This window comes from Mesorhizobium sp. M0983 (assembly GCF_040318975.1).
Classification (GTDB): Bacteria; Pseudomonadota; Alphaproteobacteria; order Rhizobiales; family Rhizobiaceae; genus Mesorhizobium.
Window position 1 is genome coordinate 102,022 of sequence record NZ_JAMYNH010000009.1, and the last position, 13,520, is coordinate 115,541.

Annotated in this window: 17 protein-coding genes and 1 pseudogene; 5 read left to right on the forward strand and 13 right to left on the reverse strand. The window is 62.1% G+C overall.

Going from position 1 to position 13,520, the window contains the following annotated elements; all coding sequences use genetic code 11:
- Nucleotides 1-292 precede the first annotated feature (292 nt).
- The 4 genes from NKH71_RS18215 to NKH71_RS18230 all read left to right on the forward strand — a co-directional run bounded on the left by NKH71_RS18215 (nt 293) and on the right by NKH71_RS18230 (nt 2,616).
- Nucleotides 293-1,123: an SIR2 family NAD-dependent protein deacylase gene (locus NKH71_RS18215; protein ID WP_502895875.1), complete on the forward strand. Its 831-nt coding sequence runs from the start codon at nt 293-295 to the stop codon at nt 1,121-1,123.
- An 84-nt stretch (nt 1,124-1,207) separates the two neighbouring features.
- Nucleotides 1,208-1,393 (forward strand): hypothetical protein, encoded by a 186-nt coding sequence (locus NKH71_RS18220; protein ID WP_352482822.1) that lies wholly within the window; start codon nt 1,208-1,210, stop codon nt 1,391-1,393.
- 49 nt (nt 1,394-1,442) lie between these two features.
- Nucleotides 1,443-2,033, forward strand: coding sequence for a LysE family translocator (locus NKH71_RS18225; RefSeq protein WP_352895266.1), 591 nt, complete (start codon nt 1,443-1,445; stop codon nt 2,031-2,033).
- A 235-nt stretch (nt 2,034-2,268) separates the two neighbouring features.
- Nucleotides 2,269-2,616 carry a hypothetical protein gene (locus NKH71_RS18230; protein WP_352547419.1) on the forward strand — a complete coding sequence of 116 codons (348 nt, stop codon included), beginning with the start codon at nt 2,269-2,271 and terminating at the stop codon, nt 2,614-2,616.
- A 29-nt stretch (nt 2,617-2,645) separates the two neighbouring features.
- Here NKH71_RS18230 and NKH71_RS18235 read toward each other — a convergent pair whose 3' ends face one another.
- The 3 genes from NKH71_RS18235 to NKH71_RS18245 all read right to left on the reverse strand — a co-directional run bounded on the left by NKH71_RS18235 (nt 2,646) and on the right by NKH71_RS18245 (nt 3,640).
- Nucleotides 2,646-2,945 (reverse strand): DUF982 domain-containing protein, encoded by a 300-nt coding sequence (locus tag NKH71_RS18235; RefSeq protein ID WP_352482820.1) that lies wholly within the window; start codon nt 2,943-2,945, stop codon nt 2,646-2,648.
- A gap of 70 nt (nt 2,946-3,015) precedes the next feature.
- Nucleotides 3,016-3,309, reverse strand: a complete 294-nt coding sequence (locus NKH71_RS18240) for a DUF982 domain-containing protein (protein WP_352493907.1) — start codon at nt 3,307-3,309, stop codon at nt 3,016-3,018.
- A 127-nt stretch (nt 3,310-3,436) separates the two neighbouring features.
- Complete coding sequence (locus NKH71_RS18245) at nt 3,437-3,640, reverse strand: hypothetical protein (protein WP_023676144.1); 204 nt, start codon at nt 3,638-3,640, stop codon at nt 3,437-3,439.
- Between the two features lie 290 nt (nt 3,641-3,930).
- Here NKH71_RS18245 and NKH71_RS18250 point away from each other — a divergent pair, with 290 nt between their 5' ends.
- The gene (locus tag NKH71_RS18250; RefSeq protein ID WP_352895267.1) at nt 3,931-4,515 is read left to right on the forward strand and encodes a sigma-70 family RNA polymerase sigma factor; all 585 of its coding nucleotides are present in this window, start codon (nt 3,931-3,933) and stop codon (nt 4,513-4,515) included.
- Nucleotides 4,516-4,882: 367 nt separating this feature from the next.
- Here NKH71_RS18250 and NKH71_RS18255 read toward each other — a convergent pair whose 3' ends face one another.
- The 10 genes and pseudogenes from NKH71_RS18255 to NKH71_RS18300 all read right to left on the reverse strand — a co-directional run bounded on the left by NKH71_RS18255 (nt 4,883) and on the right by NKH71_RS18300 (nt 13,470).
- On the reverse strand, nt 4,883-5,101 hold the full coding sequence (locus tag NKH71_RS18255) for a hypothetical protein (protein WP_352590497.1): 219 nt from the start codon (nt 5,099-5,101) through the stop codon (nt 4,883-4,885).
- Nucleotides 5,102-5,320: 219 nt separating this feature from the next.
- Nucleotides 5,321-6,088, reverse strand: a pseudogene (locus tag NKH71_RS18260) (class I SAM-dependent methyltransferase); the annotation flags it as partial.
- Nucleotides 6,085-7,074, reverse strand: a complete 990-nt coding sequence (locus NKH71_RS18265) for a GNAT family N-acetyltransferase (protein ID WP_352789716.1) — start codon at nt 7,072-7,074, stop codon at nt 6,085-6,087. The pseudogene NKH71_RS18260 and the gene NKH71_RS18265, both read right to left, overlap by 4 nt.
- A gap of 7 nt (nt 7,075-7,081) precedes the next feature.
- Nucleotides 7,082-8,146 carry a glycosyltransferase family 4 protein gene (locus NKH71_RS18270; RefSeq protein ID WP_352895224.1) on the reverse strand — a complete coding sequence of 355 codons (1,065 nt, stop codon included), beginning with the start codon at nt 8,144-8,146 and terminating at the stop codon, nt 7,082-7,084.
- A gap of 20 nt (nt 8,147-8,166) precedes the next feature.
- Nucleotides 8,167-9,099 (reverse strand): glycoside hydrolase 5 family protein, encoded by a 933-nt coding sequence (locus NKH71_RS18275; RefSeq protein WP_023716616.1) that lies wholly within the window; start codon nt 9,097-9,099, stop codon nt 8,167-8,169.
- Nucleotides 9,092-9,853 carry a TIGR04290 family methyltransferase gene (locus tag NKH71_RS18280; RefSeq protein WP_023716617.1) on the reverse strand — a complete coding sequence of 254 codons (762 nt, stop codon included), beginning with the start codon at nt 9,851-9,853 and terminating at the stop codon, nt 9,092-9,094. Before NKH71_RS18280 ends, NKH71_RS18275 begins: the two co-directional genes overlap by 8 nt.
- A gap of 2 nt (nt 9,854-9,855) precedes the next feature.
- Nucleotides 9,856-10,656, reverse strand: coding sequence for a nucleotidyltransferase family protein (locus NKH71_RS18285; RefSeq protein ID WP_023716618.1), 801 nt, complete (start codon nt 10,654-10,656; stop codon nt 9,856-9,858).
- Nucleotides 10,656-11,759, reverse strand: coding sequence for a CgeB family protein (locus NKH71_RS18290; RefSeq protein ID WP_352895225.1), 1,104 nt, complete (start codon nt 11,757-11,759; stop codon nt 10,656-10,658). The genes NKH71_RS18285 and NKH71_RS18290 overlap by 1 nt, the downstream gene beginning before the upstream one ends.
- 14 nt (nt 11,760-11,773) lie before the next feature.
- The gene (locus NKH71_RS18295; RefSeq protein ID WP_352895226.1) at nt 11,774-12,370 is read right to left on the reverse strand and encodes a histidine phosphatase family protein; all 597 of its coding nucleotides are present in this window, start codon (nt 12,368-12,370) and stop codon (nt 11,774-11,776) included.
- Nucleotides 12,367-13,470 carry an inositol-3-phosphate synthase gene (locus NKH71_RS18300; protein ID WP_352482811.1) on the reverse strand — a complete coding sequence of 368 codons (1,104 nt, stop codon included), beginning with the start codon at nt 13,468-13,470 and terminating at the stop codon, nt 12,367-12,369. Before NKH71_RS18300 ends, NKH71_RS18295 begins: the two co-directional genes overlap by 4 nt.
- Nucleotides 13,471-13,520 lie beyond the last annotated feature (50 nt).

Consider the following 13,520-nt stretch of genomic DNA (forward strand, 5'->3'; position numbering starts at 1 on the left):
GCCCAAGCCTTTTGCTGGACGGCGCCGATTGTAAGCAGGAACAGACATAATGCTACTGAGACAATCCGATGGCGATCCATTAGCTGCGCCGTCTTTGTTGAACACTCCCAACGCGCGAGAGGCGCAGAAGTGCCAAATGGAATGAAATAAATGTCGGATTCCGTCGGCCAAACTCGGCGGCCGGCGCTCGGGATAGTTGATCCGGGCGTTCTCATTCAACCGCAAATTGGAGTTATTCCCGCGGTGGTCCGGGCTCGGCCGGAACGGAGGGCGCTGTTCGCAGTTGTGTCGGATGCTGTCTGCAGTCGAGCAACTGGCTCAATCGGTGAAAGAGCGGCGAGCGGTCTTGTTCGTTGGCGCCGGAGTATCGATGAGCGTCGGCTTACCGTCCTGGCAAAAGCTCATCGAGCACATGCAAAACGAGCTCGGCCTCGACGAGGACATGATCGGCGCACCGGAGGCCAACTATCAGGCCCTTGCCGAATATTACCGGCTGAAGCAGGGGAGCCTCGGCCCTTTGCGCAGCTGGATGGATCGCGAATGGAGCGTATCGCGGGAAAAAGTGCGGGGCTCGGCGATCCACAAGCTTATCGTGTCGCTCGATTTTCCGATCATCTACACCACCAATTATGATCGCAACCTGGAGGTTGCCTTCGAGATCCATGGCCGGCCCTTTGTGAAAGTGGCCAATGCAAAGGACTTGCCCAAGACAACAGGCGAGGTCACCCAGATCATCAAATTCCACGGCGATTTCGACGACGACAAATCGCTGGTTCTGGCGGAGACCGATTATTTTGAACGGCTGTCGTTCGATTCGCCGCTCGATGTGAAATTTCGGGCCGACGCGCTGGGGCGCACCATCCTGTTCATCGGCTACAGCATGTCCGACATGAACATCCGTCTGCTGCTGCATAGGCTTTGGCAGACCTGGCAGCGGTCGGGCTACGAGAAGAGCCGTCCGAAATCCTTCATCTTCATGTCGCAGCCGAGCATCGTCCAGGAGGCTGTTCTCGGCCGCTGGGGCATCGATATGCTGACCGAAGAGGCCGACGATCCGGAGGACGCGCTGCTCGCATTCCTGAACGAACTCAAGGACAGGGTCGGCCGGCCAGACGGCGCCTGAAAAGCCTGCGCCGTGACGAAGCTGTGGGGAACCGGCCGGCCCGATGTGAGTTGGGGAGGCTAAGTCTCACGGGATCAAGCCTGTATGAACGAACGCAAACACAAGCGAAGAGTGCATATCAAACATGGCCTGTCGGCCGAGCAGGTCTATGAGATCAATTTCTTTGCCCGCAAATGCGGCCTGACCAGGGATGAAGCGCTCAAGATGATGCGAGATGCCGGTCGGTTGAAGGATAGCGCGAAGGCATCTTACCAAACCTGGGCGAAGTAGCGGCATGGATCACGCCTCTTGGGCGGCCTTTCTCGGGACGGTCATCTTGATGCAGATGCCGCCGGGGCCTGACAGTCTGCTGGTGATGGCGCGTGGCATCGGGCAGGGCCGGGAGGTTGCCCTGTTAACCGTTCTGGGCATGACCCTCGGCGCCGGCATGGTCCAGTTGCCGCTCCTTGCCCTCGGCATATCGTCGCTGCTCCAGGCGTCGCCCCTTGCCTTTGCCATGCTTCGCTGGATGGGCGCGGCCTATCTCGTTTGGCTTGGATCACGTTTGGTATTGTTGCCGTCGGACGGGGTCGAAGTCGAGAAGCCTGCGGCCGTCGGGCCGCTCGCGGCTGCGCGCGAAGGGATGATCGCCAATCTGGTAAATCCCTGGCCGATAACCTTCATGGTGGCTTTCCTTCCACAGTTCGTCGATCCGGCTCGCGGATCGGTTACACTGCAATTGCTGCTGCTCGGAGGCACCCAGAAGATGACCGGTGTGCTGGTGCTGGGCACATATGCGCTCGCATCCGGCACGCTCGGGGCCTGGATCATGAGGCGACCGAAGGTAAAGCTCTGGCAGCAGCGCGTGGCAGGCTGCTTCGTCGTCGGTCTCGGTATCCGCATGGCACTCGGTGGTGGCGCACACCGCTGAGGATCGAGCGATGCACCGGCGGTGCGTCATGGAACATCCGCCGACAATTTTCGTTGACATGCTCCACAAGGCGAAGAGGTCGAGCATGTCGAAGGTCCAAGCCGCCACCCCGGAGCGTTTGCAGCAGCTCAGGCTCGAGGCGACAGCGCACTTTGCGCCGCTCATATTGCGCGAGGCACTGGTGCGTCTCTGCCGGGCGTGTGGAAGCGAGAGCCTCGAACGGTTCGAAAAGACCATGGTCGACCAAATCGAGGCATCGCGTGACGAAAAGGCCGATTTCGACACAATGAAGGAATTTGCCATCGAACAGCTCTATGGCTGGATTCGAGAAGTCAGGTCTTCACCGGACATGACACAGCCGCTGGAGAATGTAGACACCCGAAGGACCCCTGGCCGCTCGGAGGAGCCGCAGACGCTAGAAGACCAGCTGCAGGCGGGTCTGGAGGATTCTTTCCCGGCAAGCGACCCGCCGGCTGTTGTTTCCACCGCGATCCCCGGCGGATCGAAGAAGCTGGTCGGAACCGACGAGGTCCTCAGACAGCAGCGGAAGAAAAAGGCCGAGGAAGCCAGCCATTCGCGATAAACGGCACTGCGGGGAAGCAGCCTGCCAGCTCACCCGCCGTCCGGCATGAAGGCTGTCGGGGCATGCGTGTCATGCGGCTCGCCTTCGACAAGAATCTTCGCTTCCAAAGCCGCGTCGATAAATGCTTCGCGGGCTTCCGCTGCCGTAATCTGGCCGATCTGGGCGCCATCCAATGCATCTGCCGCCATCAGCGACAACGGGGCATTGCGGGCAGGCCATTTCTCGCTTTTGAGGCAGTAAGAAGCCTCGAAAACGGAGCTGACCATTCGCGATCGGCCCGGCTTGCCGAAGTAGATGCAAACCGGAGCATCGAACTTTATCTCCAGCATGGCGGTCCTCCCGATTTAACCACCCTTGATATAAATTAGCCTCAGCGGGTCACATGGCCTGCTGGGCATTTTAGCCGACATCGCGAACCTCAGTGGGATTGGTGCCTGCTGGTATTTCGGCGGCGACATCGTGCGCCAGAATGCCCGCTTTTTGGGCGAATGCTTCGAACGCCGCGCGCACCGTCTCGGCATCGACCTCGTCAGCCAGCCCGGCGCGACAGGCGTTGAACGCCGCCATGTGCGCCGGGCCGCGGCTCGGCCATTCGTTTAAGACGTCATAGGCCTGCCACATATTTTCGACATGGCGAGGGAAACCAAGGCCGACAAGAATTGGAACGGGGCGGCCAAACGAGCTTTTTGTCATCTGTGTCTCCGCGAAAGTGCCTGTCGCATCAACGCTCGATGCGGACACGAGGCCGATGCCCGTTAACGCGGGATTGGTGCACGGGTTGCAGCGGATTTGTTCGATCGTGCGCCGGCCGATGCTGGCGTCACTTGTTGGTCCGCATCTTTTGCCGGGGATTGATACCGCCTTGAGGCGTGGTGTCGTTCTCGACATCGCCTTCGAACGTGTTGTCGCCCTGATCGAGCCGGTCGCCCTCCTTGATCGTGCCCTTGGAACTGCCGATGCCGGGATCGTTGGCAAGGTCGCTATCGGCCGGCGTTTTGCCTTTGGCGTGCTTGTTTCCTGTCATGGATTCCTCCTGTTTTGAGGTGGCGGACTGTCCTTGAGGTGGCGGCCAAGGCTCGCTGCGAATCGCGTTTCGACGCGCCAATGGCGGTCCCCCGGATTTTCGGACGACCTCGCTTCGAACTCCGCGATACCGGTGGTTGTTCCGTCAAAAATATCGCCGCCGGCTGGAGTGCCCAGCCAAGCCTCTCCGGTTTCTGGAGCCGGGTGATTTTCGCCAGCCGGAACGATCTTTCGCCCAATGCATTTAACTGGTCTGCGCTCACGAACTCATTCTGGACGGGAGCTGGACCATTGCCACCCACAGGCTACGCCTTCGCGACCCGCGAAACCGAAGAAGTTTCCATCGTCCACCTCATACCCGCCTTAAGGGCTTTCGCGCGTACTTTCTGCCGCACCCCCGATGATGCAGACGACCTGGTCCAGGAGACGCTGACCAAGGGACTGGCCAACATCGACAAGTTCGAGGCTGGAACGCGCATGAAGTCATGGCTCTTCACCATCATGCGCAACACCTACTACACGCGTGTCAGAGCCGCAGTGAGGGAAGCGCCCGGCCTGCTCGACTGCGCTTCGCTGCGGCCGATCTCGGAAGCGACGCAGGAATGGTCCGTACAGGGCAAGGAAGTCCACCAGGCCATCCAGAGCCTTCCCGAGCACCAGCGCGAGGTTCTGATGCTGATAGGCGTGCTGGGCGTCAGCTATGAGGAGACTGCCGAAATATGCGGTTGCGCGGTGGGAACCGTGAAAAGCCGGCTCAACCGCGCACGCGCCGGCGTGCTGGAATACCTTGGCGAAAGTTCCTCGCAAACGCTGATGGAAAGGCGCAGCTATCTATCCGAAGGACAATTGGACTTCGAAGCCGAGAGGCGCCGCTAATACATGTCACGCTAATTGCTGGTTTCGCGCAATCGTCTTTCCACAAGCGCGTTCTGCAATTCAATCGCAAGTTTGGTCAGCCGGTCAGGAACCCTTTCCTGTTCGATGGCCGCAAGCAAGGAAGCGATTTCCCGGTCTATCCTCAGATCGGCACGCGTGCTGACGGAATCTTCCCTTGAGCGAGACATCGCGTTCTCTTGGCAAATGTTAGTCCCTTCACCTCACTCTGGTGGCAACAGTGCGAGTTTGCAAGAATTTGCAAGCTATCCATGCGACCGGCTTCGGTCCTTGCACAGCTTCGTCAGCGGTTGGCTCTCGCTGCGTTTTCAATTGCTCACCGGCTGCAAGCCACATGCCGCCGCAACGATCAGTCTTCAGGCCGTCGATCCCCTGAATGATCCTGGTACTGCTCGGACTTGACCCGATTGCCGTCGAGCCCACGCTCCTTGCTGTGCTGCTTCTTGTCTCTGTTGGACAGAACAGCGTTCTCTCCGATCTTGTCCTTGGGAAGATCGGTCATTGCGCCAGCGCCAGCGCCTTTGCCATGACTGCCGCGACCGATGTGCTTCTTGCTGCCGGACGCCATCTTGTCCTCCTTCATACTGTCGAGCGGCTTTTCCTGTTCGGCATCCGAACCAGCGTTGGGCCACAATGTTCCGCTGGAAATCGTAAGCAGGAAGGCATCGCCGTCCCAGTGCCGGAACGGCTTTTCGCCGTCGACGAGGATTTGCATGCCATTTGCATTGGCGAAGTTATGAACGTCGGCGCGATCCAGCGCCGGCGATCCGCGATATGAATAATTCAAAAGCACGGCCATGCCCGGCCTCTTCAGCACGCGCCCGATTTCCACGAAATGCCGTTCGGCGAGGCCGGCCAGCACCAAATAGGGAAAGCTGTCGACGGCCAGCACGCGGTCGAAGCTCGCATTGCCGAAATCGGCAAGATCGAAACCTTGGGTAGGGCGAAATTCCACATTGCCGAGCCCGGCGCATCGCCGGCGAGCGATCGAGATCATCGCCGCGGATATGTCGATGCCGACGATCCGGTGCGATAGAGCGGAGAGCGCCTGTTCGAAGCGACCGATACCACAGCCAATATCCAGGATGTCGTTATTTGCGCCGCTAAAACCTCGCCTCTCCAGCCATGCAACGATCTCAGCCGTAGCGGCCGAGAGCTTTTCCTCGTTGCCCAGCGACGACAGCTGGACGCTCGCCGCCGGGGAGATCGCCGCCGCCGCGTCAAACCCGGCTGCCAGCCGCTTGACGACCGCATCGCCGGTCTCTCCCTCACCGCGTTCGTGCCGAACGGCAGCACCCGTTTTGCGCAGCGTGGCGAAGATCTCGGGCCTGCGCTGAAGCAGGTCGGCAATCCGCTGTAGTTTTGCCGTCTTTCGCGGTTCGGCCGAGTGCATGTCTTGCGCAATCTTCGCCAGTTCTGCGGCTTCGATTCCTGTCTCGAAACGGAGAGCCAGCCTGGCGATGACGGCTTCGACGCCGGCACCATCTGCCATGCATTCCTCCAGCACCCGCCTTGCTGATGTCGACCACCGAGATCCCGGTTGGGTCGCGCTCATCGCCCTTTGCTCCGCGTCCAGATCTTGCGCATCGTCCACCGGTCGACGGCGCCCCAGCTGTATTTGTAGGCCTCTTGTCCGCGCAGAAAATCGAACTCTTCCGCGCCTTCGCAGATCGCCTGCCTTATCGCCTGGCCGATGAGCAGCGCGCCGGGACTTTCCTCCGCATAGGCCGGATCGAAGCCACCGAGGTAAGCGTAAGCGCGGCCCCGATGATGAAACCCGTAATAGGCGCCCACGATCGCGCCACCGATGGCGACAAGCCAGCATCGGGCAAGTGCCTGAGCAGCCAACAGCGGCAGCGCCTGACGGTGGAATTCTTCCACGCGGGTATCGGACAGGACGCCGTCGCCGTTTCCGGCCCAGCGCGCGCGGTGGAGGCGGATCAAATGATCGAGGAATGTCTGCGGATCGGACAAAACGGGTTCGATGGAGACCCGGCCACGTCTCGAAGCAGCTCTATGGGCGCGGCGCAATTGGCGCCGTCGCCGCGCCGGAACACAGCTGAGAAGCGTCTCATCGCCCGTGAGGGAAAGCACCGGGCAAGCAGCGTGGCTGACAGCCTGGCTTGTTTCGAGCGCGGCATGGCAGATGGCGAGGCCGGCACCGCCGGCCGGCAGATCCGGCAAGATCCACTGTGACCAGCCGATGGAAAGAACCGAGCCGGCGATGACGGCGCCGACCGGTTCGGCGATCTCGGGAAGACAAAGGAGGTCCAGATAGTCGCTCAACGAAATCCCGAGCGGAAGCAATCGCGCGCCGGCTTCCCGGTGTTCCAGATAGAGTGGCGCCAAGCCGACCAGGTCATCGCCACTCCAGACGGCGACCGTCGCAAGCTCACCAGGAGCGAATGTCCGCCACCACGGCACCAGCCATGCGGGAGACTGGAACGGCGTCGCCGAGGGACTGCGCGACCAGAGTTCCCACCAGTGTGGCCCGAGGGCTTCGAGGCCCGCCGCATCGTCGATGATCTCGCTGCGGAGCATGTCCCGCTCACTTCGCCGCCGCGAGCTGTCCGCTGTCTGTGCCGAGCCGTGCCAGCGCCCGATAGGCGTCCATGTAGGAGGAGACCATGCGGTCGAGTGAAAAGCGGCGCCGCGCCTCGGCCCGGCAGGTCTCAGGGTCCAGGCCGGGTGCGGCAACGATGGCTTCCGCCATTTCGTCGACATCTCTGACGAGATACCCCGTCTTGCCATGCTCGACCACATCCGGCAGTGCGCCATTCGGGAAGGCCACCACGGGGGTGCCGCAGGCGAGTGCCTCCATGGCGACGAGAGAACTGGTTTCCGCGGCAAGGCTCGGGACGACCAGGCAGCGGGCTGTGTTGAGCAGGCGCCGCTTGGCGACAAAGCCGAGCGGACCGAGGAAGCGGCGCCGACTGTCCAGCCGCGGCTCGACCTCGTCGCGAAAATACGCTGTGTGGGTTTCGTAGGGATAGACTTTGCCGCCGATGACCAGCGGTACGTTGGCCTTCTTGGCTGCGTCAAGCGCCAGATGAATGCCCTTTTCCGGGCAGATTCGGCTGAGCACGAGCGCAAACTCACGCTTGACCTGTGGCTCGCTCAGCGCGTCGATGTCCACTCCGTTGGGGATCGGCCCGATCAGCCTGGCGCCCGGTGGCGCGGTTCGTTGCTGAGCCGCCGATACCGCATGCAGCCACAGATCCTCTCGCGCCGGACTGAGAGCATCGGCCGAATACCAGTCGAGCGGCAGGTGCAAGGTCACCAATGTCGGCCCATCGCCCGGCAGATAGGCATCGAAATCGATGCCATGCAAATGAACCGCGTCGATTGGCCAGCGTGCGCGTGCGGTAGCTATTGCTGCGCGATGAGCACGCTGGGCCCGGCGCTTCGCCGCTTCATCGAGCACGCCCGGTTCGGCCGGCGTCTCGATGAGGACACCCGCAGCGCGCGAGCCCTGGCAGCCGATCACGATCGAACGGTGTCCGGCCTGTACGAGCGCCTGATCGAGCATCGACAGCACCTGCTCGGCGCCGCCGACCGCATCCGGCCCGACCGGGGCGAGGGGATAGGCGACGTTGAGGACGGTGAGCGTCATGGCTGGCGAGCCGAAGCTCCTCACGCTGCGGAGGCGCGCTGCCTGCCGGCGGAAGGGGCAGCGATGCTGCCGGCATAGCGGCGCGTCATTGCCGCGCAGAATTCGGCGAATTCCGCCGGCACCAGCGGCGGGCTGGCGTGGTGCGGCATCATTCCGCGGTGTTCCGGCGTGAAGCAGAAGGTGACCGTCACGTCGAAGTCGGCCAACGCCTCCATTTGCCGGTCGAACCAGTCAAGTGCGTTCGGCCTGAAACTGTCGGCCCAGGAAAGCCCGGTGCGCAGATTGGTGACGCCGAGCCGTTTCATCCAGGCGACGGCGTCATCCAGCCGGTGATCTTCGAAATGGAACCACTGCACCAGTCCCATTGCCGGCGCGTGGTGCAGGAATTCCTCGAGCGCGGGCTTTGGCGTGCCGTCCTGGCGCAGCAGGCCCATGTAGAAATGGCGGTAGTAGGAAGAGCCTTCCGCCTCGCGATGGCGCGTCGTCGCTTCCCATTCGCGCGGCAGGTCGTAGAGGCTATACCATTGGATGCGCGGTGCGTTGCCGATCAGCAGTTCCGCTGTCCGGCGCAGGCCCCAGGCCTGTACCTCCTCGGCACCGAAGGTCGACACGCCGACCTCGCTGACCCATACCGGAAGATCGGTGACAGCCGAAATTTCGCCAATCTTCTGCGGCCATTCGTGGATCTGCCAGAGGTTCCAGTCGAGCGGAAAGCCGTGCACGGCGACCGCGTCGACATGATCGAGCACGCCGAATTCCTGCATCCGTGTTATGAAGGCGGCGTCGATCGGCGAGATGCCGCCAAGGACCTTGGTCAAGGCCGGATTCTCCGACGCTATCGCGTCGGCGGCCAGGATTGCCATGTTGGCGAAGCGGCTCCAGTCGGGATCGAGCTCTGGATCCCAGTGGGATTTGTTGTTTGGCTCGTTCCAGATCATCGCGGCTTCAATCATTTATCTGTCCTTTCGACGGGTAGATGGCGCCGCCGCCGGCCGGTACGTCGGCGGTGCGGCAGAAATAGACCTCCTGCTCGGGTTGCAGCACGATCTCGAAGCCGGCGCTGCGCAGCATGGCTTCGGTGCAGGCGCGATTGGGAATCCACCAGTTGGTCGGGTCGTCGGCATAACGATGCTCGATGAAATGCAGCTTTGGGAACTCCGGCCGGTCGAACAGGTCGTGCGTCCAGAAATGATAATTCTGCTCGAGTGCCGGCACGTCGGTGCTGCCGCGCTGCATCGACTGGAAAATCATCAGGTCGTCGGCAACGTGCTCCCGGATCAGATCGAGAGCGAGCAAGGGATGGCGCAAATGGTAGAGCACTCCCATGAACAGCACGATGTCGAACCGCTCACGCAGCGCGCCAACGTCGTAGACCGAGAGCTGCTGGAATTCGATGTCGCAGTCCGCAACCTCAGCGGCAAAGCGCGCCTGCGCAAGGTATGCCTCGTCGAAGTCGATGCCGAGCACGCGACCGGCGCCGCGGCGTTTCATCTCGATAGAGTAGAAACCTGCATTGCAGCCTATGTCGAGCACCGCCTTGCCGGAAAGATCGGCGGGAATGGCGTCGGCGAATTTGCGCCATTTGATCAGCGGGTAATTGCCGAGGAAATGATCGGGAGCCGTTTCCACGCCGGCCAGCTCCATATTGTGGAACCATGGGCCGAGCGCATCGATGCGGCGGCGGATTTCGGCATCGGAATGCAGCATGGCTAGCCTCCTTCGCCTGCGAGGATAGGGACGTGCTGGTGGCCGGGCAGCGTCATGGCGGCTTGGTCGTCCTTGGTACCGGCGGCGCTTTCGAGCAGCCGAAGTGCCGTGCGATAGCCGTTGAAGGTGCCGACGTCGACATAGGCGGTGCCAGCCTTGATGCCATGCGCTTCACCCCCGGCGGCCAGATAGGCATTGACCAGCGTGCCGATATATTCGTCGCACCGGTCCCGCTCCCGCCACAGCGCGGCAAGCCGGTGAAGGGTGTGGCCGGGCATCTTGAACGCACCCCAGATCCAGTTCGACGCGGCATTCTGCTGCTTGACCTGGATTTGCTTCACCCGGCTGTTCTGGTCGACAACGACGGCATCGAAGAATTCCGGCTGGTCCACCGGAAACAGCAGGAAGGACAGGCCGTCGTCCGGAAGCGCTAAGAAGCCGTCTTCGGGAAACCAGATCGTATCGGGCAACCCGACCAGAACGGTCTCGTCGGCTGCGACGAGTGGTGCGGCGCGGAAGATGGCGTCGCAAAGGCCGACTGGAGAGGGCTGCACCACGAACAGAGCGGCCGCATCGGCATAGCCGGCAGAATAATATTCGAGGATATCCGACTTACCCGAGCCGATGACGAAGCAGATCTTGTCAGCCCCCGCGCGCACCATGCGGCGCACCAGGTATTCGCTGACCGCGCAAGGCCGCTCGGTATTGCCGTCGATGCGGCTGCCGACCGGCAGAAGCTCCTTCGAAAAGCCGAGCGGCTGGATGCGGCTTCCCCGTCCGGCTGCGGGCACGATGCCCAACATCAAACTGCCTCCTTCAACGGCTCGCCATGCGTGGAGCCGTGCAGTGCATCGGACAGGATGCGGTCGAATTCCCTCGCCCGCCGCGCCGAGGTGTGTTCGTCCAGCACCCGCTCGCGCGCTCGGCGGCGGATCGCGTCAAGCTCGGCGTCGGGCAGGTCGAGCGCGGCGACCACGTCGTCGGTGCTGTTGGCCACGACGATCTCTTCGCCGGGCCGGAAGAAGGCCTCCAGTCCCGGCCACGTGTCGCTCACCATCGCAGCACCGCAAGCGGCGGCTTCGAATAGCCGGCCGGAAGGACACCAGCCCCTTTCGGCCATCGCCTCGCGGGTCACGTTCAGGGTCAGCCGTGATGATGAAAAGAAGGCGGGGTGTTCGGCGGGCGGCAGGTGACGGACGAAGAAAATATTGTCGCTCCACGGGAATTCTTGCGGATATTGTGCGCCGCCAATGATGAAACGGCGATCCGGCAGGCGCGCAGCCGGACTGACCAGCAGCCTTTCGACCCCGGTCTGGCGGTCTGCCGCATACGTCCCGAGATAGGAAAGGTCGCCGGCAAACTCCGGCTTGGGCGGGGCCGGCCGGTGTCGCTCTGGATCGACATGGCCGTAGAGTGGCATGACGCGGCGCGCGCCCAGCATCGTCTTCAGCGCATCGATCGCGGTTCCTCCCGTGTAGCTCAGCACGAGGTCGAAATCCCGAAGCCCTTCCGGCCCGAAATAGGCCGGAGGCTCACCTTGTTCGATTCGCGCCAGCGTCACCGGCGTGTCCAGGTCGTAGAAGACCTTCAGCCCCCGACAGGCCTGGTGGGCAAGGCGCGATGCGCTCACCGCATCGGGGCAATAGGAGGTGACGATGACGACATCGGCCTCATTCATCGCCTGCTCGGCAACGCTCTGGATGTCCTGCCAGTCCGGATAAAGGACAATGCTGCCGCCATCCAACTGGTCGAGGTCGCGCGTCCCGGCATAATAGGGAGTGTTGCGTTCGAAGAAGGTGATGGACCAGCCCAGCCCGGCCATCGCCCGGATCAATCCGCGCCACAGCGTGGCGTGCCCGTTGCCCCAAGACGATGTCACGGTAAGACCGAAAATGACCATGCGCATCCGGCAATTCCTCGTCAGGCAGCTTCGTTGAGTCTGACCAGCTTCGACCCCCAGTCTCCCCAAACAACTGTGGTGATCGATGCTGGGTCGATATCGAAACGAAAGCAGTTCCCCAGCGACAGGCCGAGCACTTTGCACACGGCGGCCTTGATGACGTCGGCATGGCTGACCAGTGCAACGCACTGGTTCTGGTATGTTCCGCGGACCTGCTCGATCAGCGAGACGACACGTTGCTGCACGTCCAGCATGGTCTCGCCGCTCGGTGTTCTCGCCTGCTGGCGCTGGTCGTTCCACACCCGCCAGTCGGCATCCTGGTTCAGTTCCTCGAAGGTCTTTCCCGACCAGGTGCCGAAGTCGATCTCATCGAGTTCCTCGCGGATCACGATTTCACCGGCATTGCAGGCGAGTGCAATCGGATTGGCCGTCTCCTGCGTGCGTTCGCGCGGGCTACAAAAGATTGCCGCTATCGCCTCGCGTGCCATACGGTCAGCCAGATGCGAGGCCTGTGCCCTGCCGGCTTCGCCGAGGCAAACGCCCGCCATCCGTCCGGCAAGATAACAGCCGACATTGTCATGCGCGGCGTGGCGGACCAGAAACAACGTCGTCGTCATTCCGCGGCATCGAGCATCGGCTCGTCCTTACCGGCGATGAAAGAGAGCGTGCGCTGGCGGGCTTCCGCGTCGGTGAACTGCTCGGGCGGCGATTTCATGAAATAGCTGCAGGGACCGGTCAGCGCGCCTGCGATGCCGCGGTCGAGCGCCAGCTTGGCGCAACGCACCGCATCGATCACGACCCCGGCCGAGTTGGGCGAATCCCACACTTCCAGCTTGAGCTCGGCATTCAGCGGCACACCGCCGAAGGTCGTGCCTTCGACCCGGATATAGGCCCACTTGCGATCGGTCAGCCAAGGCACATGGTCGCTCGGCCCGACATGAATGTTGCCGGGCGCCAAGGGAACGTCGATCTGGCTGGTGACGGATTGCGTCTTTGAGATCTTCTTCGATTCCAGCCGCTCGCGCTCCAGCATGTTGAGGAAATCGGTGTTGCCGCCGAAATTGAGCTGGTAGGTGCGATCGATACGCACGCCGCGCTCACGAAACAGGTTGGCAAGCAGACGATGTACGATCGTCGCACCGACCTGGCTCTTGATGTCGTCGCCGATCAGCGGCAGGCCGTGTTGCTCGAAGCGGCGGCGCCACTCCGGCCGCGAGGCGATGAAGACTGGTATGCAGTTGACGAAGGCGCAGCCCGCATCGAGCGCGCACTCGGCATAAAAGCGCGTTGCCTCCTCCGAGCCGACTGGCAGATAGGACACCAGGATTTCGGCGCCGCTGTCGGCGAGGATCTTGCCGACATTGGCGACCGGCTCGTCGGCCTCCTCGATCTCGTCGCGCAGATATTTGCCGATGCCGTCCAGCGTCGGTCCGCGTTCGACGCGAGCGCCGGTAGGCGCCACATTGGCAAAGCGGAAAGTATTGTTCGGCGCGCTGTAGATCGCGTCTGCCACATCGCGTCCGACCTTGCCCTTGGCGACGTCGAATGCGCAGACCACTTCAATGTCCTTGACATGGTAGCCGCCAAGATCGGCGTGCATCAGCCCGGGTATGGGCTCATTGCTCCTTGCGTCGCGGTAATAGGTAATGCCCTGAACAAGGGAGGAAGCGCAGTTGCCGACGCCGACTATACCGATTCGAACTTTCTTCGATCCCACGAAACCGCTGCCTATGCTGTTGAAGGTAAGTTCTTCGTGCCAAACCGCCT